26 protein-coding genes are annotated in these 23,719 nt (G+C 69.5%); 21 read left to right on the top strand and 5 right to left on the bottom strand.

Translation table 11 applies throughout. The features are described 5' to 3' along the window. Window positions 1-24: 24 nt before the first annotated feature. Entirely contained in the window at window positions 25-1,068 is a 1,044-nt protein-coding gene (locus WIX39_RS01415; protein WP_081266042.1) for a type IV pilus twitching motility protein PilT, read from the bottom strand. 51 nt (window positions 1,069-1,119) lie between these two features. On the opposite strand from WIX39_RS01415, the gene WIX39_RS01410 reads away from it, so the two are divergent. Continuing rightward, entirely contained in the window at window positions 1,120-1,830 is a 711-nt protein-coding gene (locus WIX39_RS01410; protein ID WP_409194385.1) for a YggS family pyridoxal phosphate-dependent enzyme, read from the top strand. A gap of 4 nt (window positions 1,831-1,834) precedes the next feature. Here WIX39_RS01410 and WIX39_RS01405 read toward each other — a convergent pair whose 3' ends face one another. Then, entirely contained in the window at window positions 1,835-2,302 is a 468-nt protein-coding gene (locus tag WIX39_RS01405; protein ID WP_081266040.1) for an Lrp/AsnC ligand binding domain-containing protein, read from the bottom strand. 145 nt (window positions 2,303-2,447) lie between these two features. Continuing rightward, window positions 2,448-2,870, bottom strand: coding sequence for a hypothetical protein (locus WIX39_RS01400; RefSeq protein ID WP_409194384.1), 423 nt, complete (start codon window positions 2,868-2,870; stop codon window positions 2,448-2,450). 233 nt (window positions 2,871-3,103) lie between these two features. On the opposite strand from WIX39_RS01400, the gene WIX39_RS01395 reads away from it, so the two are divergent. The 15 genes from WIX39_RS01395 (at window position 3,104) to WIX39_RS01325 (ending at window position 16,001) form a co-directional block, all read left to right on the top strand. After that, entirely contained in the window at window positions 3,104-4,378 is a 1,275-nt protein-coding gene (locus WIX39_RS01395; protein ID WP_409194383.1) for a Glu/Leu/Phe/Val family dehydrogenase, read from the top strand. Window positions 4,379-4,421: 43 nt separating this feature from the next. Further along, window positions 4,422-4,943: an alpha-ketoglutarate-dependent dioxygenase AlkB family protein gene (locus WIX39_RS01390; RefSeq protein ID WP_409194382.1), complete on the top strand. Its 522-nt coding sequence runs from the start codon at window positions 4,422-4,424 to the stop codon at window positions 4,941-4,943. A 25-nt stretch (window positions 4,944-4,968) separates the two neighbouring features. After that, complete coding sequence (locus tag WIX39_RS01385; RefSeq protein ID WP_409194381.1) at window positions 4,969-5,622, top strand: nucleoside/nucleotide kinase family protein; 654 nt, start codon at window positions 4,969-4,971, stop codon at window positions 5,620-5,622. 97 nt (window positions 5,623-5,719) lie between these two features. Next, on the top strand, window positions 5,720-6,409 hold the full coding sequence (locus WIX39_RS01380; RefSeq protein ID WP_081266036.1) for a DUF2242 domain-containing protein: 690 nt from the start codon (window positions 5,720-5,722) through the stop codon (window positions 6,407-6,409). A gap of 41 nt (window positions 6,410-6,450) precedes the next feature. After that, entirely contained in the window at window positions 6,451-6,933 is a 483-nt protein-coding gene (locus WIX39_RS01375; RefSeq protein WP_409194380.1) for a MarR family winged helix-turn-helix transcriptional regulator, read from the top strand. Beyond that, on the top strand, window positions 6,930-7,967 hold the full coding sequence (locus WIX39_RS01370; protein WP_409194379.1) for an FUSC family protein: 1,038 nt from the start codon (window positions 6,930-6,932) through the stop codon (window positions 7,965-7,967). The genes WIX39_RS01375 and WIX39_RS01370 overlap by 4 nt, the downstream gene beginning before the upstream one ends. 56 nt (window positions 7,968-8,023) lie before the next feature. Continuing rightward, on the top strand, window positions 8,024-8,542 hold the full coding sequence (locus WIX39_RS01365) for an RDD family protein (RefSeq protein ID WP_409194378.1): 519 nt from the start codon (window positions 8,024-8,026) through the stop codon (window positions 8,540-8,542). A 6-nt stretch (window positions 8,543-8,548) separates the two neighbouring features. Next, complete coding sequence (locus tag WIX39_RS01360; RefSeq protein WP_106937653.1) at window positions 8,549-9,286, top strand: RDD family protein; 738 nt, start codon at window positions 8,549-8,551, stop codon at window positions 9,284-9,286. Further along, window positions 9,283-10,284: a stage II sporulation protein M gene (locus WIX39_RS01355; protein WP_409194377.1), complete on the top strand. Its 1,002-nt coding sequence runs from the start codon at window positions 9,283-9,285 to the stop codon at window positions 10,282-10,284. The genes WIX39_RS01360 and WIX39_RS01355 overlap by 4 nt, the downstream gene beginning before the upstream one ends. Continuing rightward, a complete protein-coding gene (locus WIX39_RS01350; protein ID WP_081266031.1) occupies window positions 10,274-11,005 on the top strand; it encodes a hypothetical protein in 732 nt (243 codons plus the stop codon). The genes WIX39_RS01355 and WIX39_RS01350 overlap by 11 nt, the downstream gene beginning before the upstream one ends. Beyond that, entirely contained in the window at window positions 10,992-11,768 is a 777-nt protein-coding gene (locus WIX39_RS01345; RefSeq protein ID WP_409194376.1) for a DUF4129 domain-containing protein, read from the top strand. The genes WIX39_RS01350 and WIX39_RS01345 overlap by 14 nt, the downstream gene beginning before the upstream one ends. Continuing rightward, window positions 11,765-13,015, top strand: a complete 1,251-nt coding sequence (locus WIX39_RS01340; RefSeq protein WP_409194375.1) for a DUF4350 domain-containing protein — start codon at window positions 11,765-11,767, stop codon at window positions 13,013-13,015. Before WIX39_RS01345 ends, WIX39_RS01340 begins: the two co-directional genes overlap by 4 nt. A 17-nt stretch (window positions 13,016-13,032) precedes the next feature. Then, the gene (locus WIX39_RS01335) at window positions 13,033-14,028 is read left to right on the top strand and encodes an AAA family ATPase (RefSeq protein WP_409194374.1); all 996 of its coding nucleotides are present in this window, start codon (window positions 13,033-13,035) and stop codon (window positions 14,026-14,028) included. 14 nt (window positions 14,029-14,042) lie between these two features. Then, complete coding sequence (locus tag WIX39_RS01330) at window positions 14,043-15,401, top strand: DUF58 domain-containing protein (RefSeq protein WP_285414392.1); 1,359 nt, start codon at window positions 14,043-14,045, stop codon at window positions 15,399-15,401. Window positions 15,402-15,470: 69 nt separating this feature from the next. Further along, window positions 15,471-16,001: a DUF805 domain-containing protein gene (locus tag WIX39_RS01325; RefSeq protein ID WP_409194373.1), complete on the top strand. Its 531-nt coding sequence runs from the start codon at window positions 15,471-15,473 to the stop codon at window positions 15,999-16,001. On the opposite strand, the gene rocF is transcribed toward WIX39_RS01325, so the two are convergent. Together rocF and WIX39_RS01315 are read right to left on the bottom strand one after the other, a co-directional pair. Beyond that, window positions 15,998-16,915, bottom strand: a complete 918-nt coding sequence (gene rocF / locus WIX39_RS01320) for an arginase (RefSeq protein WP_409194372.1) — start codon at window positions 16,913-16,915, stop codon at window positions 15,998-16,000. The genes WIX39_RS01325 and rocF overlap by 4 nt on opposite strands. Then, on the bottom strand, window positions 16,912-18,975 hold the full coding sequence (locus WIX39_RS01315; RefSeq protein ID WP_409194371.1) for a prolyl oligopeptidase family serine peptidase: 2,064 nt from the start codon (window positions 18,973-18,975) through the stop codon (window positions 16,912-16,914). Before WIX39_RS01315 ends, rocF begins: the two co-directional genes overlap by 4 nt. Before the next feature lie 210 nt (window positions 18,976-19,185). Here WIX39_RS01315 and WIX39_RS01310 point away from each other — a divergent pair, with 210 nt between their 5' ends. The 5 genes from WIX39_RS01310 to WIX39_RS01290 all read left to right on the top strand — a co-directional run bounded on the left by WIX39_RS01310 (window position 19,186) and on the right by WIX39_RS01290 (window position 23,643). Next, complete coding sequence (locus tag WIX39_RS01310) at window positions 19,186-20,910, top strand: WS/DGAT/MGAT family O-acyltransferase (protein ID WP_409194370.1); 1,725 nt, start codon at window positions 19,186-19,188, stop codon at window positions 20,908-20,910. 137 nt (window positions 20,911-21,047) lie between these two features. Further along, the gene (locus WIX39_RS01305; protein WP_409194369.1) at window positions 21,048-21,605 is read left to right on the top strand and encodes a hypothetical protein; all 558 of its coding nucleotides are present in this window, start codon (window positions 21,048-21,050) and stop codon (window positions 21,603-21,605) included. A 127-nt stretch (window positions 21,606-21,732) separates the two neighbouring features. Then, window positions 21,733-22,110, top strand: a complete 378-nt coding sequence (locus WIX39_RS01300) for a phasin family protein (protein WP_234382289.1) — start codon at window positions 21,733-21,735, stop codon at window positions 22,108-22,110. A gap of 25 nt (window positions 22,111-22,135) precedes the next feature. After that, on the top strand, window positions 22,136-22,771 hold the full coding sequence (locus tag WIX39_RS01295; RefSeq protein WP_081269805.1) for a TetR/AcrR family transcriptional regulator: 636 nt from the start codon (window positions 22,136-22,138) through the stop codon (window positions 22,769-22,771). Between the two features lie 86 nt (window positions 22,772-22,857). Continuing rightward, window positions 22,858-23,643, top strand: a complete 786-nt coding sequence (locus WIX39_RS01290) for an esterase/lipase family protein (protein ID WP_106936657.1) — start codon at window positions 22,858-22,860, stop codon at window positions 23,641-23,643. Window positions 23,644-23,719: the final 76 nt, after the last annotated feature.

Genomic DNA, 23,719 nt, shown 5'->3' with positions numbered 1-23,719 from the left:
GTGAAAAGCCGGGGGGCCTCATGACTAGCCGGGGAAGTTTTCGGGGATCTTGGCTTTGCCGCGGGCTTCCGCAGCCGAGATGGTATTGCGCCGCACCAGATCCGTCAGGTTCTGGTCGAGCGTCTGCATGCCCTGGCCCTGGCCGGTCTGGATGGTGGAGTACATCTGCGCCACCTTGGCCTCGCGAATCAGGTTCCGGATGGCCGGCGTCCCCAGCATGATCTCGTGCGCCGCCACGCGGCCCTGGCCGTCCTTGGTCTTGCACAGCGTCTGCGAGATCACCGCCTGCAGCGACTCCGACAGCATGGCGCGGATCATTTCCTTTTCCTCTCCCGGGAACACGTCGATGATCCGGTCGATGGTCTTGGCGGCCGACGAGGTGTGCAGCGTGCCGAACACCAGGTGGCCCGTTTCGGCCGCGGTCATGGCCAGGCGAATGGTTTCCAGGTCGCGCAGCTCGCCCACCAGGATCGCGTCCGGGTCTTCGCGCAGTGCGGAGCGCAGCGCGTTCGAGAACGACAGCGTCATCGGTCCCACTTCGCGCTGGTTGATCAGGCACTTCTTCGATTCGTGCACGAACTCGATCGGGTCTTCCACCGTGAGGATGTGGCCGTACTCGTTTTCATTGAGGTAGTTGACCATCGCCGCCAGCGTGGTCGACTTGCCCGAGCCCGTGGGACCCGTCACCAGCACCAGCCCGCGCGGCTTGAGCGCCAGTTCACCGAAAATCTTGGGCGCGTTCAGCTGCTCCAGCGTCAGGATCTTCGAGGGAATGGTCCGGAACACCGCCGCCGCGCCGCGTGCCTGGTTGAAGGCGTTGACGCGGAAGCGCGCCAGGCCGTCGATCTCGAACGAGAAGTCGACCTCGAGGAACTCTTCGTAGTGCTTGCGGTGCGTGTCGCTCATGATGTCGTACACCATGGCATGCACGCCCTTGTGGTCGAGCGCGTCGACGTTGATGCGGCGCACGTCGCCGTTCACGCGGATCATGGGCGGCAGGCCCGCGGAAAGATGCAGGTCGGAGGCTTTGTTCTTGACGCTGAATGCCAGCAGTTGGGTGATGTCCACGGGGCTCCTCGAATCGAGTTCGGTGACGTTTTGATACGATTTTGGACGATTATGACGATGATTGGCGACGACCTCCAGCAAGTAAACAACCGGATCGCACAGGCGTGTGTAACGGCCGGCCGCGACCCGGCCGAGGTGCGGTTGCTGGCGGTGTCCAAGACCTTCGGGCCGGAGGCGGTGCGCGAGGCGCATGCGGCAGGCCAGTCGGCCTTCGGCGAGAACTACGTGCAGGAAGGGCTGGACAAGATCGAGGCATTGGCCGACCTGCGCGCCCAGCTCGAATGGCACTGCATCGGCCCCTTGCAGAGCAACAAGACACGGCCCGTGGCCGAGCATTTCGACTGGGTCCACAGCATCGACCGGCTCAAGATTGCAGAGCGCCTGTCGGCCCAGCGGCCGGCGCACCTGCCGCCGCTGAATGTATGCCTTCAGGTTAATGTGGACGGCGGCGCCAACAAGTCCGGCGTGACGCCCGAAGAGGCACTGCCGCTGGCGCAGGCTGTGGCGGCCTTGCCACAGCTGCGGCTGCGCGGGCTCATGGCGATCCCCGAGCCGGCGCCCGACTTCACTTCACAGCGCGCGCTGTTCCTGCGGGCGCATGCCATCTTCGAATCGATCCGCGACGCGGGCATCGCGCTCGACACGCTCTCGCTGGGCATGAGCGCCGACCTCGAAGCCGCCATCAGCGCCGGCAGCACGATGGTGCGCGTGGGCACGGCCATCTTCGGCGGCCGGGCGCGCAAGCCCGCCGGCTCCGCCTGAAAGCTCAGATCCCGAGCGGCAGCCGTGCGCTGCTCTTGACCTCTTCCATCACCGCGTAGGTCCGCGTCTCGCGCACGCCGGGCAACTGCCACAGCACGGTGCCCGCGAACTCCCGATAGGCGGCCATGTCGGCCATGCGGGTCTTGAGCAGGTAGTCGAAGCCGCCGGCGACCATGTGGCATTCCATGATCTCGTCGCGCACCTGCACGGCGGCCTTGAACTGGTCGAACACGTTGGGCGTGGTGCGGTCGAGCAGCACCTCGACGAACACGGTGAAGCCGCGCCCCAGCTTCTGCGGATCGAGCCGCGCCTCGTAGCCCTGGATGAAGCCGTCGCGCGTCAGGCGCTGCACGCGCGCCAGCACCGCGGTAGGGGACAGCGCCACCGCCTCGGCCAGCTTGAGGTTGGTGATGCGGCCATCCTCCTGAAGAATCTTCAGCAGGCGCAGATCGATGCGGTCCAGGTCGAGCATCGGAGGATTATCCGGCTCGCCCATCGATCACTTGAAGAAAATGCGGCCTGCGAGTGCCGGCCATAGGAGATAGAACCAAGGAAATGCCTTGGCCTACCCATTGCCTACCCTTGCCGCGAAAGCAGGGGCATTTTTTTGCCGCCGCTCAGCGCAGCGTGGTGCCCGGTTGTGCCTGGGCCTGCGCCGCCGTCTTGCGGCTGCTGTAGTCCGCGGCGGCCTGGCGGTAGCCCGGCTGCGCTGCATCGGCGCCGGCTTCGCCGTTCTGCTTGGCCGCGAGCCCCGACTGCAGCCACAGCCGCGTGTCGGCCGCCACGGCGGCGCGCGTGTTCGTCGAGACCACGGCCGGCGCCTGCGCGATGGCGTCGGTGTAGCCCTGCGTCGGCGCGGCCTTCAGCCACTGCTGCGCGTCGGCGGCCACCGCGGCGCGCGTGGTGGACGACGTCATCGGCACCGGGCGCGGATCGCCTTCCGCATAGTTGCCGGCAAGGCTGGGCGCGGCGGCTGCGCCGAGCAGGGCCGCGACGGCGGTGGTGGCCAGCAGGCGGGCGGTGGACGAGGGCTTCTTCATGCGTAACTCCTTGATGTGGTTGCTTGTGTGTTGATCGGTGGAGACAACTCTAAGAAGTGGATCCGCCGGATCGATAACCCGTCGATGACGGTTCTGTCATCTGCGCCGCTCATCACTCGCGCGAGGCGGCCTAACGTCTCTTGCATAACCGCCAGCGCGGCGCGCATAAGCCATGGCGCAACGCGCGGTGGAGGTCTATCGTTGCGGCCACCCGTTCAACCAAGGGATCTCTCATGAGCGAAAAACTCTCCTTCGTCAGCCCTACCGCCAACAGCCCGTGGGGCACCTATCTTTCGCAGGTCGACCGCGTCGTGCCGTACCTCGGCCCGCTGGCCCGCTGGGTCGAAACCTTGAAGCGCCCCAAGCGCGCGCTCATCGTCGACGTGCCCATCGAGATGGACGACGGCACCATCGCCCACTTCGAGGGCTACCGCGTGCAGCACAACATGAGCCGCGGCCCGGGCAAGGGCGGCGTGCGCTTCCACCCCGACGTCACGCTCGAGGAAGTGATGGCCCTGTCGGCCTGGATGACCATCAAGACCGCGGCCGTCAACCTGCCCTACGGCGGCGCCAAGGGCGGCATCCGCGTCGACCCCAAGAAGCTGTCGCTGCAGGAGCTGGAGAAGGTCACGCGCCGCTACACCAGCGAGATCGGCATCATCATCGGCCCGCACACCGACATCCCCGCGCCCGACGTCAACACCAACGCGCAGATCATGGCGTGGATGATGGACACCTACTCGATGAACGTCGGCGGCACCGCCACCGGCGTCGTCACCGGCAAGCCGCTGCACCTGGGCGGCTCGCTCGGCCGCGTCAAGGCCACCGGCCGCGGCGTGTTCGTCACCGGCCGTGAAGCGGCGCGGCGCCTGGGCATGGACCTGCGCGGCGCGCGCATCGCGGTGCAGGGCTTCGGCAACGTGGGCTCCGTCGCTGCCGAACTCTTCGCCGAAGCGGGCGCCAAGATCGTCGCGGTGCAGGACCACACCGGCACCATCGTCAACAGCAACGGCCTCGACCTGGCCAAGCTGATTCCTGTGGCCAACAAGGAAGGCGTGGTCGCCTTCAAGGCCGGCGGCGACATCGTGCCGAACGAAGACTTCTGGAACGTCGCCTGCGACATCCTGATCCCGGCCGCCCTCGAAGGCCAGATCACCGCCGAGCGCGCGCAGAAGACCACCGCCAAGCTGGTGCTCGAAGGCGCCAACGGCCCCACGGTGCCGACCGCCGACGACATCCTCGCCGAGCGCGGCGTGCTGGTGGTGCCCGACGTGATCTGCAACGCCGGCGGCGTGACCGTGAGCTACTTCGAATGGGTGCAGGACTTCTCGTCCTTCTTCTGGGACGAGGACGAGATCAACGTGCGCCTCGACCGCATCATGATGAACGCGCTCAACCAGATCTGGGACACGGCGGACAAGCACAAGATCACGCTGCGCACCGCGACGTACGCGGTTGCTTGCGAGCGCATCCTGATGGCGCGCCAGGAACGCGGCCTGTATCCCTGATCTCCCTGATCGCAGGGCGCCGGTCCTTGTATGCTGCGGACCCATGAGCGGTCCGCCAATTCACCTCGATCCCGCGTTCGTCGCGTCGCCCGATGCCCTTCTCGAATGGCTCCGGTCCGCGGTGACGTGGGACGAGCGCATGCGCGCACGCCAGACCGCCAGCTTCGGCGTGCCCTACGATTATTCGCAGATCGCCTACGAGGCCGTGCCGATCCCCACGCAGCTCGAAGCGCTGTGCGACCGGATCGAAGCCGCGCTCGGCTTTCGTCCCAACAACTGCCTGCTTAACCGCTATGCCGACGGCGCGTCGTCGATGGGATTTCATTCGGACGCGCTCGACGCACTGGCGCCCGGCACGGGCGTGGCCATCGTGTCCGTCGGCGCTACGCGGTCGATCGCGTATCGCAGCAAGTCCGACAGCAGCGCCCGATTCGACTACCCGCTGCCGCACGGATCGATGCTCTACATGTCGGCGGCCGTACAGCAGGAATGGCTGCACGCGATTCCCAAGGCCGATGGCGCGGGGGAGCGTATCAGCCTGACGTTCCGCGAGATTCTGAAATAGCGCCGCGGGACGCTACGCTCCGGCAATGACTACCCATTCCGCGCAGATCCTTCCTCCCCTTCCCGCGGACAGCGCCGCCCGCCTGCAAGCCCTGCTGGCCGGCGGCCGGCGCAAGCTCCTGGGCCTGGTCGGCGCGCCCGGCGCGGGCAAGTCCACGCTCGCTGCGGCGCTGCTCGCGCTGGTGGGCGCCGACCGTGCGCAGGTCGTGCCCATGGACGGCTTCCACCTGGCCAACGTCGAGCTGCAGCGGCTCGGCCGCGCCGGCCGCAAGGGCGCGCCCGACACCTTCGACAGCGCCGGCTACGTCGCGCTGCTGCAGCGCCTGCGCGAGCAGCGGCCCGACGGCGACATCGTCTATGCGCCGGAATTCCGCCGCGAGATCGAGGAGCCGGTGGCCGGCGCCATCGCGGTGCTGCCGACGACGCAGCTCGTCATCACCGAAGGCAACTACCTGCTGCACGACGTGGGCCCATGGGCCGGCGCGGCGGCGATGCTCGACGAGGTCTGGTACGTGGACATCGACGACGCGCTGCGCGAAGAGCGGCTGGTGCGGCGCCACCAGCAGTTCGGCCGCAGCCTCGAAGAGGCGCGCGCTTGGGTGGCCGGCACCGACGCGCCCAATGCGCGGCTGATCGCGGCCACGCGGGTGCGCGCGCACCACGTGCTGCCCCGGGGCTGAGTCCGCCAGGAAAACTTTCATGCCGGACAGGGAACGCCGGCGCCCCGCTGCGCTCGAAGCCTTGCCGGCAAATGCGCCGGTTAGCATTCGCCGCTCCATGCCGTCCATGCACCCCATGCACTTCCGTTCTCTTCGCGCACCGATCCTCTTGCTGGGCCTTTCGTCCGCACTCGTACTGGCCGGCTGCGGCGGTGTCGCCCAGCGCAAGGTCAACTACGAGCCCGAGGCCTTCGGCTCCACCACCACCCACACCCGCGACTACCAGGCCACCGAGGCCGAGACCTGCGAAGCCGCGCGCCGCGCGCTGCTGAGCCAGGGCTACATGATCACCGCGGCCAACGCCGACCTCGTGACCGGGCGCAAGAGCTTCCAGCCGGCGGCCGAGGTGCATGTGGAGGTCGAGTTCCGCGTGGTCTGCGCGCGCGAGAGCACGCGGGGCGGCGGCAAGGCCAGCAAGAACACCGTGGCCTTCGCGACGGCCCTGCAGGACCGCTACGGCATCAAGAAGGTCAACAACTCGGCCAGCCTCGGCGTGGGCGCGATCGGCTCGCTCTCGCTGCCGTTCTCGGGCAGCGACGACGCCATGGTCAAGGTCGCGAGCGAGACGCTGACCGACGAGCGCTTCTACGACCGTTTCTTCGCGCTGCTCGACCGCTTCCTCGACGGGCCCCAAGACGAGGCCGATGCCCCCCAGGAAGAAAAGCCCGAGAAACCGGCCGCGGCCCCGGTGCCCGCCGAAGGGCCCGCCACCACCTACCCCGTGAACTCGTCGCCGAACCGGGGCTGACGCCAGCCGCCAGATAATAAGATGAGTCTTACAATCCGGGCATGGCTTCGACCTCCCCGGATCCGGTGCAGTGCGCCACGCGTCTTCGCAACTCCGTCGCGCTGCTGTCGCGGCAACTGCGCAGCGGCAGCGCCACGCCCGACGGCCCGAGCGTGGCCAAGCTCAGCGTGCTCGGCCAGTTGCACCGCCATGGCCCCAGCACCTCGACCGCGCTGGCTGCGCTGGAGCGCGTCAAGCCGCAGTCGCTGACGCGGCTGCTGGCCGAGCTCGAAGCCGAAGACTGGATCGCGCGCGCGCCGCATGCCAGCGACGGGCGGCAGTCGGTGCTGTCGCTCACGCCCGAAGGCACGAAGCGGCTGAGGGCGATCATGCGGTCGCGCGAATCGGCGCTGGCCGAGGCGATCGGCGCCACGCTGGATGCGCAGCAACGCGCCGTGCTGCTGCAGGCCTGCGAACTGATCGACGGCCTCGGCGCCACGCTGGCCGTAGATGCCGTCGATGCCGCCGGAGCGACGAAGCCATGAACGCGATGCCGGCGCTGCAGCACTTCGCCGGACTCTGGCGCCACGGCCGCTGGCGTCCCGGCGTGCAGCTGGCCGGTGCGGTGGCACTTGCCTGGATCGTGTCCGTCGCGCTGCGCCTGCCGGAGAGCTTCTGGGCCGTGATGAGCGTGCTGATCGTCATGCGGCCGAGCGCGGGCTCCACGCTCGATGCCGGCTGGGACCGGGTGCGCGGCACCGCGGCCGGCGCGCTCTGCGGCCTGGCGGGTGTCTACCTGCATCACCACGGCGCGCCCGTGCTGCCGGTCACGCTGGCGGTCGTCATGCTGCTGGCCTTTGCCGGCGCGGCGGTGCCGGGCCTGCGCAGCGCGCCGGTGGCGGCGCTGATCATCCTGTCGGCCGGCGGCATCCCCGGCCACTCGGTGTTGCAGGTGGCGCTGCTGCGCATGGTGCAGATCGGCATCGGCGTGGGCGTGGCCCTGGCGGTCTCGACGGTGATGTCCGAATACCACGCGGGCGTGCGCTTCGATGAAGGCTGCGCCGCCTTGCTGCGCGGCATCGCCAGGCGAATGGCGGCTGCTACCCGGCCCGCGGATGCGGAGAGGGAGCGCATCGACACCGGCACGCGCGCGGCGCTGGGGCGGCTGGCCGTGCTGGCCGGCAGCGCCGACCTGGAGGCGCGATGGTGGCGACGCGGCACGGCTGCGGGCAATGCGCGCACCTACCGCGACAGGGCGCGGCTGGCGGCGCGCATTTTCCAGGATGCGGTCGTGCTGGACCGCGTGTTCCGGCTGGAGAAGGGCGACGAAGCGCCGGACTCGTTCCGGCATGACGCGGCGCGAGCGGCCGCCAGGGCCATTGCCGCAATGGCCGACGCACTCGAGGGCAAGGGCGCGCCGCCGGACACCGCGGAACAGCTCGAACGCTGCGCGCAAGCGTCGCGCGGCACCCCGTCGAACGCGATGCTGGCCGCGCCGCTGAACCTGCTGCTCGACGACCTCCGGCTCTTCCGTCACACGCTCCAACCCGCCCGCCATAGCCCGTCCGGCGCCGGCTGAGTCTTCGAATCACCCTAGAATCTTCCGGAAATCAATCGTTTCGGAGAGGGACGGGCATGGAAGACCAGACGCAGGACGCGCGCTACGCGCCGCCGCAATCCCATGTGGAAGACGTGCAGCAACCCGGCCAGCCGCAGCCAGGGCAGCTCGCGACGCGCGGCAAGCGCTTCCTGGCAGCAATGGTCGACGGCGGCATCGCGGTCGGCGCGCTGTGGCTGCTGTCGATGTTCACGCCCTACGACATCTGGAGCGACGACGGTCTCGGCCTCTGGACACCCCGCGTGACCGACACCGCCATCGGCATCGTTCTCTACCTCGCATTGCACGGCTACCTGCTGGCCACGCGCGGCCAGACCATCGGCAAGGCACTGTTCAAGATCCGCATCGCGCGGCCCGACGGCTCGAAGCCGTCGATCGGCCGCATCCTCGGCTTGCGCGAGAGCCCGCTGTTCCTGGCGAACATCGTGCCGATGCTCGGGCAGATCTTCGTGCTGGTCGACAGCCTCCTCATCTTCCGTGAGTCACGCCGCTGCCTGCACGACCAGATCGCCGATACGGTCGTGCTGCAGGCCTGAGCGTTGGTGCGCCTCGACACCCTCCACACCGCCGAGACTCCGGAAGGCATCGCGCTCTCGCTGCGCCCGGCCGGGCTGTTCGCGCGCGGGCTGGCTTACCTGATCGACTTCGCGATCCGGCTGGGCATCTTCGTCGGCATCTCGATCACGGTCGGCATGCTGGGCAAGATGGGCTTCGGCATCCTGCTGGTCGCCTACTTCTGCCTCGAGTGGTTCTACCCGGTGATCTTCGAGCTCACGCGCGCGGCGGCCACGCCAGGCAAGCGCGTGATGGGCCTGCGCGTGGTGATGGACTCCGGCCTGCCCGTGACGCCCGCCGCCTCGCTCACCCGCAACCTGCTGCGCGCGGCCGACTTCGTGCCTTCCTTCTACGGCGCGGGCATCGTGTCGATGCTGTGGCGGCGCGACAGCAAGCGGCTGGGCGACCTGGCCGCCGGCACGCTGGTGGTGTTCAGCGACCAGGTGAGCCTGCACGGCAGCGTGCCCGCCGCCGAGCCGCAGGCGCCCGCGCGGCCGCTGACCGCGCGCGAGCAGATGGCAGTGGTCTCATGGGCTGGCCGCGCGACGCGCCTGACGCCCGAGCGTTTCGACGAACTCGCCCGCATCGCGCAGCCGGTGCTGGGCCCCGACACCTCCGCGGGCGGCGGTGCCTCCGCGTCGCAGCGCCTGCTGGGCGTGGCGCAGTGGGTGCTGGGCCGGCGCGGCGGCGGCGCAGCCCAAACCAGAGGAGGCACGACGCGATGACGCCGCTGGATTTCGAAGCCGCCTATGCGCCCCTGTGGGCCGAACTCGAAGCCGTCATCGGCGTGGCGGAGACCAAGCGCAAGTTCGACGGCGCGCGGCTCGCCACGCTGTACCGCCGCGTGTGCGAGCACCTCGCGCTGGCGCAGGCCAGGGCTTATCCGATCCACCTCACGCAGCGGCTCGAAAGCCTGACGCAGAGCGCGCACCGGCTGATCTACCGGCAGCACGACTACGGCCTGGCGCGCTTCGCCCGGCTGGCGCTGGTCGACTTTCCCGAAGCCGTGCGGGCGCACCGCGTCTACCTGTGGGTGTCGGCGCTGATGTTCGTGGTGCCGCTGCTGGTGGCGGGCTGGGCCGCCTGGCGCGACCCCGGCTTCATCCTGCACCTGCTGGACGCCGACAACGTGCAGCAGTTCGACGCGATGTACAGCGACGACGCCGACGCCTTCGGCCGCACGCGCAGCGCCGGCGACGACTGGCAGATGTTCGGCTTCTACGTGATGCACAACATCGGCATCGGCTTCCGCTGCTTCGCGGCCGGCATCTTCGCGGGCGTGGGCAGCGCGGCGCTGGTGGTGTTCAACGGCATCCAGATCGGCGCGGTCGGCGGCTACCTGATCGGCGCGGGGCATGCGCAGAACTTTCTCTCCTTCGTCGTCACGCATTCGGCCTTCGAGCTCACGGCCATCGTGCTGGCCGGCGCGGCCGGGCTGCGGCTGGGCTACGCGTGGATCGCGCCCGGGCGCCACACGCGGCTCGAAGCCCTGCGGCTGGCCGCGCGCCATGCGGTGGTGATCGTCTACGGCGTCATCGGGCTGCTGCTGATCGCCGCCGCGGTCGAGGCCTTCTGGTCTTCGGCGCGCTGGATCGCGCCGGCCGTGAAGTACGGCGTGGGCGGCGCCTGCTGGGTGCTGGTGCTGGCGTACCTGGGCTGGCAGGGACGGCCGCGCGGTGCCGCCGGCACGGCGGCGGAAAAGGAGCCCGGCCGTGCAGGTTGACGGCCTCGCCATCGCGCTGCGGCCACGCCCCATGGCCGAGGCTGCGGACCTGGGCGCGCAGCTCGTGCGCAGCCATGCACGCTCGGTCTGGCGCACCTTCCTGCCGGTGTACCTGGCCACGGTGCTGCTGGCCTTCTGCACCGTCGAGATCGCGGGCTGGCTGCCGAGCCTGCTGATCTTCTGGCTCAAGCCCTGGCTCGACCGCAGCCTGCTGTTCGTGCATTCGCGCGCGGTGTTCGGCCAGGAGACGCGCTGGGCCGACCTGTGGCAGAACCGCCGCGCCGTATGGGGCGGGCAACTGCTGCGCACGCTGGTGTGGCGGCGGCTGTCGCCCTGGCGCTCGTTCACCCAGGCGATCGACCAGCTCGAAGGCCAGCGCGGCGGCGCACGCAGCAAGCGGCGCGCGCAGCTGCTGCGCGGGCGGCGCGGCGCGGCCACGGGCATGCAGCTGGTGTATGCGAACGTGGAGATGGCGCTCGACATCTGCCTGCTGTCGCTGCTGTTCTGGTTCGCGCCGGAAGGCAGCGCGCGCGAACTGTTCGGCTGGCTCACGCAGTCGGACGCGCCGCTGCAGAGCCTGCTGGCCGCGGGCGCCTACGCCATCGTCGTCGGCGTGCTGGAGCCGTTCTACGTGGGCGCCGGTTTTGCGATGTACCTCAACCGCCGGGTCGAGCTGGAAGCCTGGGACATCGAACAGGAGTTCCGCCGTGGCTTCCGCTGACGTCCGCCGATGGCTGTTCGCTGCCGTGCTGGCCGTGTGCTGCGCGGGGGGCACGGCCTCGGCCGCGAGCGACGCAGCCCCGACGCGCGAGCAGGTCAGGGCGGCCGCCGACAAGGTGCGCGCCGACCCCAACATGCCCGGCGTCAAGACCGAGAAGAAGCTGCGCTTCAAGGAGCGCGACGACGACGAGGAAGAAGAGCCCGAGAAGAAGACCGACAGCCTCGACTGGCTGCGCGACTTCGTGAGGGCCGTGGCCGAAGGCGCGCGCTGGCTCATCTGGGGGCTGGCCGCTCTGGCGCTGGCCTGGCTGGCGATCCGCATCCACCGCTGGGCGCGGGTGCGTGCCGGCGGCGCGCGGCCCGGCAAGGCGCCGCTGCCCAGCCATGTGGGCAGCCTCGACATCCGGCCCGAGAGCCTGCCCGACGACGTCGGCAATGCCGCCGCGGCGCTCTGGCAGCGCGGCCAGCACCGGCCGGCGCTGTCGCTGCTGTATCGCGGCGCGCTGTCGCGCCTCGTGCATGCGCACGGCGTGCCGGTGCGCGCGGCGAGCACCGAGGGCGAGTGCGTGGCCCTTGCCGCCGGCCGGCTGCAGCCGCAGGCACAGGCCTTCTTCGTGCGGCTGGTGGATGCCTGGCAACTGGCGGCCTACGGCGGGCGCCTGCCTTCCACCGCGCAGGTGCTGGCGATCTGCGGCGAGTTCGACCTGCACCTGCCGGCAGTCGCCGCGCCCGTGCCCGGCTTCGCGCAGGAGGCCGCCGCATGAAGGCCTGGGCGGTCCGCATCGTCGCGGTGCTCGTGCTGGTGCTGGCCGGCGGCTGGCTGGTTTCCGCCACCGAATGGGCGGAGACCGAAGTGCCGACGCCCGCGAGCGAGGAGGTCAGGAAGAACTCCTTCTATGCCGTGCAGTCGCTGCTGCGCCACCTCGGCGCCGAGGTGGTCAGGCGCGAGAACCTGGACGAGCTGCCGCCCGCGCAGGCGCGGCTGGTGCTCGCCTCCAGCTACTGGGACATGTTCCCCGAGCGCGGGCAGCGCCTGCGCCGCTGGGTGGAGCAGGGCGGCCATCTCGTGATGCCGGGCCACCTCGCGAGCGGGGACATGCTGGAGAGCTGGATTCCGCTGGTCCGGGAAAAAACCGTGCGGCCGGACGAGTCCGACGAACCCGTCGCGCCGAAGAAGAAAAAGTCCCGCTCGCTGCGCGATGAACAACGCACCAAGGATGCCGACTGCCGCATGCTGGCCGAGCCCGACACCGTGCCCGCGAGCTTTGCGGGCGGGCGGGGCTTTCGCATCTGCACCTGGGCCGAGCCCGTGCAGTTCAGTCCCTCCGACAAGCGGCAGCCGCCGCTGTGGATGGCGCGCGGCGCACGCGGCGCCGAGGCGATCCGCGTGCGCGTCGGCCAGGGCACCGTCACCTTGCTGCCCTCCGGCGTGTGGCACAACCAGAACCTGCTGCGCGGCGACAACGCGCTGTTCGCCGTGGCCGCGCTGCAGCTGCGCACCGGCTCGCAGGTCTGGTTCGTCGCCGAGGAGGCGCGCGAGCCCTTCCTGCGCTGGCTCTGGCACAAGAGCTGGGTGGTCTGGGTCGTGGGCCTGCTGGCGCTGGCCGCCGCGCTCTGGCGCGCGGCCGTGCGCTTCGGCCCGCTCGCGCCTTCGGCCGGCACGCATCGGCGTTCCATGGCCGAGCAGGTGCGCGGCACCGCCGGCTTCCTGCACATGCACGGCGGCGACGCGCTGCATGCGGCGCAGCTGCGCGCACTGAACGAATCCGCCACCCGCCAGCTGCGCGGCTATGCCCACCGCGACGCGTCGGCACGCGCCGACGCCATCGCCAGGGCCACCGGCCTGGAAGCGGCCATGGTCGTGCGGGCGATGGCCGAGCGCGCCCGCAACCCCGGGGCCATGGCCCTCGACCTGGAAGTGCTGGAAACCGCGCGCCGGCGGCTCGATGCCAACGGGCCGTTCGTGCCTTCGCCTCCGTCCGCTTCTTCTTCTTCCCCCTCCATACCCTGAACCGAGAGACGACGCCCATGCAAGCCATCCAACCCGAAGAACTGACGCGCGCGGCCCAGTGGCTGCAGACGCTGCGCGCCGAGGTCGGCCAGGCCGTGGTCGGCCAGCTCGAGGCGGTCGACCAGACGCTGGTGGCGCTGGTCGCGTCGGGCCATGTGCTGATCGAAGGCGTGCCGGGCCTGGGCAAGACGCTGCTCGCGCGCGCGCTCGCGCAGGCCATGACGCTGCGCTATGCGCGCGTGCAGTTCACGCCCGACCTGATGCCCTCGGACATCACCGGCCACGCGGTGCTCGACATCGCCTCGCGCGGCGACGGCAGCCTCGGCACCCTGCGCGTGCACCAGGGGCCGGTGTTCACCAACCTGCTGCTGGCCGATGAAATCAACCGCGCGCCGGCCAAGACCCAGAGCGCGCTGCTCGAAGTCATGCAGGAGTACCAGGTCACGCTCGAAGGCACGGCCATGCCGCTGCCGCGTCCCTTCATGGTGATGGCCACGCAGAACCCGATCGACACCGAAGGCACCTACCCGTTGCCCGAAGCGCAGCTCGACCGCTTCCTGCTGAAGATCGACATCGGCTTTCCCAGCCACAGCGAAGAAAACGCCATCGTGCAGCTCACCACCAACCAGCGCGCCGGCAACCAGTTTCCGCTCGACGCGGTGCGCCCCTGCCTCGACGAGGCGCAGGTGCTCGAGCTGCAGCGGCTGGCCTGCCTGGTGCAGGCCGACGAGCGCGTGATCGACTACGCGGTGCGCATCGCGCGCGCCACGCGCGACTGGCCGGGTCTGTCTTCGGGCGCCGGGCCGCGCGGCACCATGGCGCTGGTGCGCGCCGCCCGCGCCGCCGCGCTGATGGCCGGGCGCGACTTCATCACGCCCGACGACGTGGCGCGCCAGGCGCTGCCCGCGCTGCGCCACCGCGTGATGATCTCGCCCGACGCGCAGCTCGAAGGCGTCGGCGTCGACGCGCTGCTGCGCGCCGCCCGCGACAGCGTCGAAGCCCCGAGGCTCTAGGCCAGCGGATGCGCATGGCTGTTCCGATCCCCGCGCGCGCGGCCGTGCTGGCGCTGGCCGGCCTGGCCGTGGCCGCCGCCGCGGCGCTGCTGCTGGGCGCGCCGCTGGGCTACGTGGCCGCGGTCGCGGGCGTGCTGCTCGCGCTGGGGCTCGTGCTCGCGGCGTTCGACCTGTTGCACAGCCTGAGGCTCTGGCGCGCCGCGCCGCTGCGCATCGAGCGCAGCCTGCCGGGCGCGTTCTCCCTCGGCGTGCCGACGGTGCTCACGCTCTCGCTGGTGAATGAAGGCGCGCAGCCTTGGCGGGTGGCGGTGTTCGACGAACTCGACGCGCACTTCAGCTTCGACGGGCTGCCGCAGTCCGTCACCGTGCCCGCGGGTTCGCGCGCCGTGCTGCGCTACACCGCCACGGCCACGCAGCGCGGCGTGGCGCAATTCGGCGCCACCCAGCTGCGCTGGCGCACCCGGCTCGGCTGCTTCGAGGTGCGGCAGACGCTGGGCGAGCCGCGCCGGCTGCGCGTGTATCCCAACTTCGCCGCGCTGGCGCGCTACGCATGGCTGTCGGGCGACCGGCGGCTCGCGCAGATCGGCATCAAGACCTATGCGCAGCGCGGGCTGGGCACCGACTTCCGCCAGCTCGCCGACTACAAGACCGGCGACTCGCTGCGCCACATCGACTGGAAGGCCACGCAGCGCCAGCGCCGCCCGATCGTGCGCGAGTTCCAGGACGACCGCGACCAGTGCGTGCTCTTCCTGCTCGACTGCGGCCGCCGCATGCGCGCAGACGAAGGCGCGCAGGCACAGAGGGCCAACAGCCACTTCGACGAGGCGCTCAACGCGCTGATGCTGCTGAGCTACGTGGCGCTGAAGGAGGGCGACGAGGTCGGCGCCATGACCTTCGGCTGCCCGCCCGAAGAGCGGCGCGACTTCGCGCCGCGCAAGGGCACCGCCACGCTCAATGCGCTGATGAACCGGCTGCACGACATCCAGCCCGGCGCCACCCACTCCGACTACCTGCTGGCCGCGCAGGAGCTGCTGCTCACGCAGAAGCGGCGCGCGCTCGTCATCGTGCTGACCAACTTCCGCGACGAAGACGCCACCGAGCTGCGCCCCGCCATCAAGCTGCTGCGCCGCAAGCACCTGGTGCTGGTTGCGAGCCTGCGCGAACGCGTGCTCGGGCGCATCGCCAGCCAGCCGCTGGCGCAGCCGCGCGACGCGGTCGACGTGGCGGCCGCGCACCTGTTCGACCAGTCGAGGCGGGATGCCTTCGCGCGCGTGGTCGGCAACGATCCGCTGTCGGTCGACGTCGAGCCGGCCGACCTGGCGGTGGCGTTGGTGAACCGCTATCACGCTGTCAAAAGGGCTGGCCTTTTGTAGCGATCCCTGTCCAAAATGTTTGCGTTCAGTCAATCGTTCAACTACCAACAGTCAGAGGAGAAGAAACACATGACGGATTTCACCAACGCCAATCCCAACCTCAACCCGAACCCCTATGCAGCGCCCCGCGCTGCCGTGGACGACGTCTACGACGACAACGCGAGCGTGCAGCCCGTGAAGCTCTGGTCCGCCAAGGGCCGCATCGGGCGGGTGCGCTTCCTGGCGTACATGATGTATTCGTACCTGCTGTGCGTCGCGGGGGCTGGCGTGCTGGGCGGCATCATCGGCGCGGCGGGCCTGGGCACGCCGGTCGGCATCGGCATCGTGACCGTGCTGGCCCTGATTCCCTATTTCATCTTCTATGTGCTGGTGGCGATCCAGCGCACGCATGACATGGACTGGTCGGGCTGGATGCTGCTGCTGGGACTGATCCCCCTGGTCGGGCTGATCTGGGTCTTCAAGGGCGGCACCAAGGGCCGCAACCGCTTCGGCGCGCCGCCGCCGCCCAATGGCATCGGCGTCATCATCGGTGCGTGGCTGCTGCCCGTGGTCGCGCTGGTCGGCGTCGTGCTGGCCATCGCGATGCCGGCCACCCGCTAACGCACCAGCGTCGACTTGCCGAACAGGCTCTCGATGAGTTCCACGGCCACCTCGGCCGTCTGGTTGCGCACGTCGAGGGCCGGGTTCAGCTCCACCACGTCGAGCGAGCAGAGCCGGCCGGTGTCCGAGATCATTTCCATGCACAGCTGCATCTCGCGGTAGGTCGGCCCGCCGCGCACCCCGGTGCCCACGCCGGGCGCGATGCCGGGGTCGAGGCAGTCGAGGTCGAAGCTCACGTGCAGGTGCGTGTCTTCGTCCACGTCCTGCAGCGCTTCCGTCATGGTGGTGCGCATGCCGTGCTCGTCGATGTGGCGCATGTCGAAAACGTTCAGGCCCAGCGTGCGGATGGCTTCCTTCTCGTCGCTGTCCACGCTGCGGATGCCTATGAAGCGGATGGCCTCGTGCGCCAGCGCCGCGCGCTCGCCGCTCCAGCCGGTGAGCACCGAAGGCCCGTGGCCCAGCAGGCACGACACCGGCATGCCGTGCAGGTTGCCGCTGGGGCTGGTGGTCTCGGTGTTGACGTCGGAGTGCGCGTCGAGCCACAGCACGCGCAGCTTCTTGCCGCGCCTGCGCGCATGCCACGCCACCGCGCTGATCGAACCGATGGCCAGGCAGTGGTCGCCGCCCATCATGAGCGGCACATGGCCGGCGCCGAGCGCGCTGTCGACGGCGGCGTAGACCGAGCGGTTCCACGTGACCACCTCGTCCAGATGGCGCAGCCCGTTGGCCGGTGGCGCCCACGGCGTGGCGGGGCCGGCGAGGTTGCCGCGGTCGATCACCGCGAAGCCCTGTTTCGCCAGCGCCTCGGGCAGGCCCGCCACGCGCAGCGCATCGGGCCCCATGCCGGCGCCGCGCACGCTGGCGCCGATGTCGGTGGGGGCGCCTATCAGTTCGAGGGTGGTGGTGTTGGTCATGCCGGCTTCCCCAGGTGTTGCCACAGATATGCATAGCCCAGCGCATCCATGAACGCCGATTCCTTGTTGTCCGCAGCCGCGCTGTGGCCGCCTTCCATGTTCTCGTAGAAGCTGCTGTCGCAGCCCAGCGCCAGCATCTTCGCGTGCATCTTGCGCGCATGCACCGGCCCCACGCGGTCGTCGCGCGTCGACGTGGTGAAGAGCGCCGGCGGGTAGGCCTGGCCCGGCTTCGCGTTCTCGTAGGGCGAGAAGGTGCGGATGAACTCCCACTCGTCGGGCTGCTCCGGGTCGCCGTATTCCGCGATCCACGAGGCACCGGCCGACAGCTGCGTATAGCGCCGCATGTCGAGCAACGCGACCTCGCTCACGATCGCGCCGTAGAGCTGCGGGTACAGCGTGAGCATGTTGCCCATCAGCAGCCCGCCGTTGCTGCCGCCCATCGCGCCCAGGTGGGCGGGCGAGGTGATCTTGCGCGCGATGAGGTCCTCGGACACCGCCGCGAAGTCTTCGCAGGTGCGCAGCCGGTTCTCCTGCAGCGCGGCCTGGTGCCAGCGCGGGCCGTACTCGCCGCCGCCGCGGATGTTGGCGATGACGTACACGCCGCCCCGGTCCAGCCATGCGCGGCCGATGCTGCCGCTGTAGCTGGGCTGCAATGAAATCTCGAAGCCGCCGTAGGCGTACTGCAGCGTGGGGTTCCTGCCGTTGGCCTGCAGGTCCTTGGCGGCGATCTCGAAGTAGGGCACGCGGGTGCCGTCCTTCGACTGCACGAAGTGCTGGCTCACGCGGTAGCGCGAGGCGTCGAAGAACGCCGGGCTGTGCTTCAGCACCTGGGGCTCGCCCTGGCCGATGGTGCCGATGTAGAGCGTGGTCGGCTGCAGGAAGCCGCTCACCGTGAGGAAGTAGTCGTCGTTCTCGTCCTCGTCGATGCCGCCGGCCGCGATGGTCGAGAGCGCGGGCGCGCCGCCCAGGCTCTCGCGCTTCCACGGCCCCTTTCCATCGGCGGGCGGCGTGAGCACCTCGAGGCGGTTCACCACGTCGTGCATCACGTTGAGGATCAGGTGGTTGCGCGTCCACGAGTGGTCGTCCAGCGCGGTGGTGTCGTCGGGCTCGAACAGCACCGTCAGCTCGCGCCTGCCGGCCATGTAGTCGTCGAACTTCGCGGCCAGCAGCGAGCCTGATGCGTAGGTGCGGCCACCCACCGTCCAGTCCTCGCGCGGCTCGATCAGCATCCACTCGCGCGTGATGTCGGTGTTGGAGTCGTCGGGCACGTCGATCTTCACGAGCTGGCCGTCGGCGCCGCGCAGCCATGTCTCGCTCTCGTAGAAGTCGATCTGCCGCGTGACGAAGTCGCGCTCGAAGCCGGGCGTGTTGTCGCGCCAGGCACTGACGGACATGTCCTCGTGCAGGCCCTCGTACACCGTCACTGCATCGGCCAGCGGCGTGCCGCGCCGCCATTCCTTCACGATGCGCGGGTAGCTGGAGCTGGTCATCGAGCCGGGGCCGAAGTCGGTGGCCACGTAGAGGTGGTCGATGTCTTTCCAGCCCACGTGGTTCTTGGCCTCGGGCAGCGAGAAGCCGCCTTCGACGAACTGCGCGGTTTCCAGGTCGAACTCGCGCACCACGTCGGCGTCGGCGCCGCCGCGAGACAGCGAGATCAGGCAGCGCCTGTAGTCGGGCTCCAGGCAGTCGGCACCGTGCCAGACCCAGTTCTCGCCGTCGGCCGCGGCCAGCGCGTCGAGGTCGAGCACGGTCTCCCAGGCGGGCTGCGGCTTGCGGTACTCGTCCAGCGTGGTGCGGCGCCAGAGGCCCTTCGGATGGTCCTTGTCGCGCCAGAAGTTGTAGAAGCGCGCGCCGATCTTGCGCACCATCGGAATGCGTTCGTCCGAGTCGAGCACCTCGAGGATGCCCTGCTGGAGCGCATCGAACGCGGGCGACCGCGCATAGGCCTGCACGGTGCGGGCGTTCTGCGCGCGGGCCCAGTCGAGCGGCTTGTCGCCGTCGATGTCTTCGAGCCAGAGATGGTCGTCCTGGGCTTGCTGCGGGGGGAGGCTGGATGTCATGGCCTCAGTGTACGGAGGCTGTGTGAAACGGGCGACGCGAGCAGTCGCGGCCCTGCCCGCCGGCACATGGCACTTTTTCGCTACTTCGGGCAAACCCCTGCCTCCCGAGTGCCTTCCCCCGGTGGAAACACTGAATAACCAGCGGCCCCGGAACGCGGTGCCCGCGCTATCCTGCCAAGCGGCGCACGCCCCACCAAGGAGACACAACACATGAAACACCTGAGCGGACTTGATGCCACTTTCCTGCACCTGGAAACGCCGGAAATGCCGATGCACGTGGGCTCCCTGAACGTGCTCGACCTGCCCAAGGGCTACAAGGGCGACTTCTACGAAGACGCCAAGAACTTCATGGCCAGCCGCATCCACCTGGCCGACGTGTTCACGCGCAAGCTCGCGCTGATGCCCTTCGACATGACCAACCCGGTGTGGGTCGAGGACGACGACATCGACCTCGACTACCACGTGCGCCACATCACCCTGCCCAAGCCCGGAACCAACCGGCAGTTGCAGCAATACGTGGCGCGGCTGCATTCCACGCTCATCGACCGCAGCCGGCCGATGTGGGAGTTCTTCATCATCGACGGCTTGAAGAGCGGGCAGGTGGCGCTCTACACCAAGGTGCACCATGCGGGCATCGACGGGCAGGCCGGCGTGGAAGTGGGCAAGGCCATCTTCGACCTGGAGCCCACGGGCCGCGTGGTGAAGCCGCCGCGCTCGCGACCGCGCAGCAGCGGCTACCAGCTGGGCATGGCCGAGCTCGCGAGCGCCGCGCTGCGCAACACGGCGCAGCAATACGTGAAGCTCTTCAAGATGGCGCCGGCCATCGCGCGCGCCATCGGCGGCCTGGCCAAGCCCGACGAGAAGGCGGCCGAGAAGAACACGACCGCCGCGCCGAAGAAGTTCAACCTCTTCGCGCCGCGCACCTCGCTCAACGTGTCGATCACCAACCAGCGCACCTTCGCCGGGCGCACCATCTCGCTGGCCGAGACCAAGTACATCGCCAAGCACTTCGGCGTGTCGCTCAACGACGTGGTCATGGCCACGGTGGCCGGCGCGCTGCGCCACTACCTGGCCGACAACAACGAGCTGCCGGCCAAGCCGCTGGTGGCCGGCGTGCCGGTGAGCCTGCGCGAGGCCGGCGACCAGACGGCCAACAACCAGGCCAGCATGATCCTGGTGAGCCTGGCCACCGACATCACCGACCCGCTGCAGCGGCTGAAAGCGATCAATGCGTCTTCCACCGCGTCGAAGTCGACCATGAACCGCTTCAAGGCGGTGATCCTCGACGACTTCCCGACCTTCGCCGCGCCCTGGCTGGTGTCGGGCATCGCGTCGATGGTGGGGCGCTCGGGCATCGTCAACCTGCTGCCGCCGGCGGCCAACGTGGCCATCTCCAACGTGGCCGGCGCGCCGTTCCCGATGTACTTTGCCGGCGCGCTCGTCACCTGCTACTACCCGGTATCGATCGCCAGCCACGGCACGGCGCTGAACGTGACGGTGCAGAGCTACAACGGCCGCATGGACTACGGCCTGATCGCCTGCCGCCGCGCCGTGCCCGACATCACCGAGATCGGCGACTACCTGCTGGCCGAGCACAAGCTGCTGATGGAGCTGACGCAGAAGCACCCGGCCGCCGCGGGCGCCGCGCCCGCGCCGGTGCCTCCGAAGACGGTCGAGGCGCCTGCCGACGAGGCGGCGGCCGCCGCGCCGGTTGCCGCGAAGAAGAAGCCGGCCGCGCGCAAGAAGGCCCCGGTGAAGGTCGCGGCGGCGGGGAAGGCGGTGAAGGCCGTGAAGGCGAAGGCGCCCGCCAAGGCTCCTCCCAAGGCGGTGGCGAGGAAGGCCAAGCCCGCCCCCAAGCCCACGGCCCCCAAGCCGCCGGCGCGCAAGGCCGCTCCGGCCAAGCGTTCCGGCGCTTCGCGGGCCGCGGCGGCATGAAAAGAAAATTGGGGCAGTTGGACTAGTTTTCCGACCGTTCTAGTTTTCCAGGCCTAGGCCTTGCGGAAGAAGATGGGTCCATCGCGAAAGACACCCCGTTTCCTTCGCGAACCTTTCAACTTCAAGGAAACCACACCATGTCCACGCAAACCACCATCGCTTCCGCAGCCGTCCACGTCGTCGGCCAGTACAACGACGCGGGCAAGACCCTGGTCGGCGCCTACCGCGCCGGCGTGCATCGCCTGCTGAACGGCGCCGCTTCGCGCTACAGCGACTTCCTGGGCAGCCGCCAGATCCCGATGGTGAGCGAGAAGGTCAAGGCCAACCTGATCGGCGCGCAGGAGAAGGTCAACGGCTTCCTGGCCAACCGCTTGGACATCGACACCAGCCGCATCGTGAACGTGATGGACCGCGTGGCCGCGGGCACCACGACCGGCATCGAAACGGTCGCCGCCCGCGTGGCGCGCGTCGAATCGCCGGTGGCCACCTCGGTCATCAACACGCTGAGCGCCATCAACCAGCCGATCGCCACCGTCTCGGTGCAGATCGCCGACAAGATCGTCGCCGGTACCAGGCAGATCGAAGCCCGTGTGAGCGGCGCCGAAGAAGCCGCCAAGCCGGTTCGCACGGTGAAGTCCAAGGCTGCCGTCGCCAAGAAGCCGGTTCGCCGCGCTGCTGCCCGCAAGGCGGCCTGACCCCCGGGGCGCCTCTCGGCGCCCTTTTCATTTTTCCGGCATCTGGAGCACCTGCATGGCGACCCGTCCTGACGAAACCGCAAACGCGAAGAAGAGGGCGGCGCCTGCCAAAAAGAGGGCTCCGGCCGTGAAGAAGAAAGCGCCCGCCGCCAGGAAGCCCGCGGCGCAGCCCGGCAAGGCCGAAGGCCTGCTGCGCGCCGGCCTCAAGGCGCTGGACAACGTGCGCAACGACGTCGCCAAGCGCCAGGCCAACGTGATCGAAGGCCTGCTCGGCATCGGGCAGGGCAAGGTGCCCGGCCTCGGCCTCGACGGCTTCGGCATCCGCAAGTTCGAGGACGTGTTCGACCAGCGCGTCGCCACCGCCCTGCAGCGCCTGGGCATGCCCGGCGCGGACGAAGTGCAGGCCCTGCGCGACGAGGTTGCGCAACTGCGCGAACGCGTGGCGCAGCTCGAAGGCTCCGCCACTGTCGCCACGGCCGCCCCGCGCGCGCGCGGCAAACGCTGAGCGGCCACAACGCAACGCCCCGGTTGTGGCCAGCTCCAACACCACGCGCGACCGCATCCTGCAGGCCAGCCTTGCGCTGTTCAACGCACAGGGCCTCGCGGCCGTGTCGACACACAAGATCGCTGCGGAGCTGGGCATCAGCCCCGGCAACCTGCACTACCACTTCAAGGCCAAGCAGCTCATCGTCGAATGGCTGTTCCGGCGCTTCGAGCAGCGCATGGAAGCGCTGAACGGCTCGTCGGCCTCCATCGCCGCCATCGACGACCTGTGGCTGGCCCTGCACCTGCGCTTCGAGGCCATCGACGAGTACCGCTTCATCTACCGCGACATGGCCTTCCTGGCCGGCGAATACCCCGCGCTCGGCCAGCGCGCGCAGGCGCTGACGGCGCAGAACCTGCTGGCCGCGCAGGCGCTGTGCGAAGGGCTGGTGGCATCGGGCGTGATCGAGACCAGTGCCGAGCAGGCCCGCATCCTGGCGCTTCAGATGGTGTTCACCACCACCTGCTGGCTGTCGTTCGAGCGGCTCGTGCCGGGGCGCGACGCCCTGGCGCAGGCCGACCCCGGCCTGGCGGCCTTCTATACGCTCACGCTGGTTTCTCCGTATGTTTCGAGCGAATCGAGGGCTTACCTCGATTACCTGAGGGGCAAATACCTCGGATAAATGTCGTTGTTGTCCGACGGGGCATTGGCTGCTGCAGCCCCAACTTCGTCTTGAAGAAGATAAAAACCAGCAAGGATCCATCCACTATGTCCACCGCCACCCACGCCCGAGCCCACGACTCCATCGCGCCGCCGTCGCGCCTGCTGCTGCTTGCCGAAGCCCGCGCGCTGTGGGAAACCGGCGCGGGCATCGCGATGTGGCCGCTGCTGCAGCTCACGCCGCGCGGCGACGGCCATCCGGTGCTGGTGCTGCCGGGGCTGGTGGCGGGCGACGGTTCCACGCTGCTGCTGCGCCGCTACCTCTGCAGCCGCGGCTACGACGCGCACGGCTGGGGCCTGGGCCGCAACCTGGGTCCGCGCGAGGGCGTGGAAGACGGCATGGTCGAATTGCTCAAGACCCTGCACGAGAAGAGCGGCAAGAAGGTCAGCGTGATCGGCTGGAGCCTGGGCGGTGTCTACGCACGGCTGCTGGCTTCTTCCTATGCGCCGATGATCCGCAACGTCATCACGCTGGGCAGTCCGTTTTCGGGCAGCCCGCGCGCCACCAACGCATGGCGGGTGTACGAAGGCGTGAGCGGGCAGAGCTCGCACGATCCGCGCCGCATGAAGTTCGTGCAGCCCACGCCGCCGGTGCCGACGACCTCGATCTTCAGCCGCACCGACGGTGTGGTGGCATGGCGCTGCAGCATCGAGAAGACCGGGCCGCAGTCGGAGAACATCGAGGTGCTGGCCAGCCACCTGGGGCTGGGCGGGCATCCGGCGGTGCTCTATGCGGTGGCTGACCGGCTGGCGCAGCCCGAGGGGCAGTGGAAGCCGTTCAATCGCGGGTTGCTCGGGCCGCTGGTGTATCCGGATCCGGACCGCGACGCCTGACAAGACCTGGCTGGTGGCTGGCCGAGTGGATCGGCGCCGTCAATCGAATTGACTCGTTCGGGAACATCCGAACCCG

It is taken from the genome of Variovorax sp. AB1(2024) (genome assembly GCF_037482385.2).
Taxonomy (GTDB): domain Bacteria; phylum Pseudomonadota; class Gammaproteobacteria; order Burkholderiales; family Burkholderiaceae_C; genus Variovorax.
Note: the sequence above shows the minus strand (reverse complement) of the source record. Positions and strands in the feature narration are given on the sequence as shown.

Bases quoted from the DNA above. Each gene is read 5' to 3' on its own strand.
- WIX39_RS01355 (WP_409194377.1), top strand. From the start codon at position 9,283: ATGACGCCGCTGGATTTCGAAGCCGCCTATGCGCCCCTGTGGGCCGAA.
- WIX39_RS01365 (WP_409194378.1), top strand. From the start codon at position 8,024: ATGGAAGACCAGACGCAGGACGCGCGCTACGCGCCGCCGCAATCCCAT.
- WIX39_RS01380 (WP_081266036.1), top strand. From the start codon at position 5,720: ATGCCGTCCATGCACCCCATGCACTTCCGTTCTCTTCGCGCACCGATC.
- WIX39_RS01405 (WP_081266040.1), bottom strand. From the start codon at position 2,302: ATGCTCGACCTGGACCGCATCGATCTGCGCCTGCTGAAGATTCTTCAG.
- WIX39_RS01335 (WP_409194374.1), top strand. From the start codon at position 13,033: ATGCAAGCCATCCAACCCGAAGAACTGACGCGCGCGGCCCAGTGGCTG.
- WIX39_RS01400 (WP_409194384.1), bottom strand. From the start codon at position 2,870: ATGAAGAAGCCCTCGTCCACCGCCCGCCTGCTGGCCACCACCGCCGTC.
- WIX39_RS01390 (WP_409194382.1), top strand. From the start codon at position 4,422: ATGAGCGGTCCGCCAATTCACCTCGATCCCGCGTTCGTCGCGTCGCCC.
- WIX39_RS01290 (WP_106936657.1), top strand. From the start codon at position 22,858: ATGTCCACCGCCACCCACGCCCGAGCCCACGACTCCATCGCGCCGCCG.
- WIX39_RS01310 (WP_409194370.1), top strand. From the start codon at position 19,186: ATGAAACACCTGAGCGGACTTGATGCCACTTTCCTGCACCTGGAAACG.
- WIX39_RS01410 (WP_409194385.1), top strand. From the start codon at position 1,120: ATGACGATGATTGGCGACGACCTCCAGCAAGTAAACAACCGGATCGCA.
- WIX39_RS01315 (WP_409194371.1), bottom strand. From the start codon at position 18,975: ATGACATCCAGCCTCCCCCCGCAGCAAGCCCAGGACGACCATCTCTGG.
- WIX39_RS01330 (WP_285414392.1), top strand. From the start codon at position 14,043: ATGGCTGTTCCGATCCCCGCGCGCGCGGCCGTGCTGGCGCTGGCCGGC.
- WIX39_RS01395 (WP_409194383.1), top strand. From the start codon at position 3,104: ATGAGCGAAAAACTCTCCTTCGTCAGCCCTACCGCCAACAGCCCGTGG.
- WIX39_RS01305 (WP_409194369.1), top strand. From the start codon at position 21,048: ATGTCCACGCAAACCACCATCGCTTCCGCAGCCGTCCACGTCGTCGGC.
- rocF (WP_409194372.1), bottom strand. From the start codon at position 16,915: ATGACCAACACCACCACCCTCGAACTGATAGGCGCCCCCACCGACATC.
- WIX39_RS01370 (WP_409194379.1), top strand. From the start codon at position 6,930: ATGAACGCGATGCCGGCGCTGCAGCACTTCGCCGGACTCTGGCGCCAC.
- WIX39_RS01375 (WP_409194380.1), top strand. From the start codon at position 6,451: ATGGCTTCGACCTCCCCGGATCCGGTGCAGTGCGCCACGCGTCTTCGC.
- WIX39_RS01385 (WP_409194381.1), top strand. From the start codon at position 4,969: ATGACTACCCATTCCGCGCAGATCCTTCCTCCCCTTCCCGCGGACAGC.
- WIX39_RS01325 (WP_409194373.1), top strand. From the start codon at position 15,471: ATGACGGATTTCACCAACGCCAATCCCAACCTCAACCCGAACCCCTAT.
- WIX39_RS01340 (WP_409194375.1), top strand. From the start codon at position 11,765: ATGAAGGCCTGGGCGGTCCGCATCGTCGCGGTGCTCGTGCTGGTGCTG.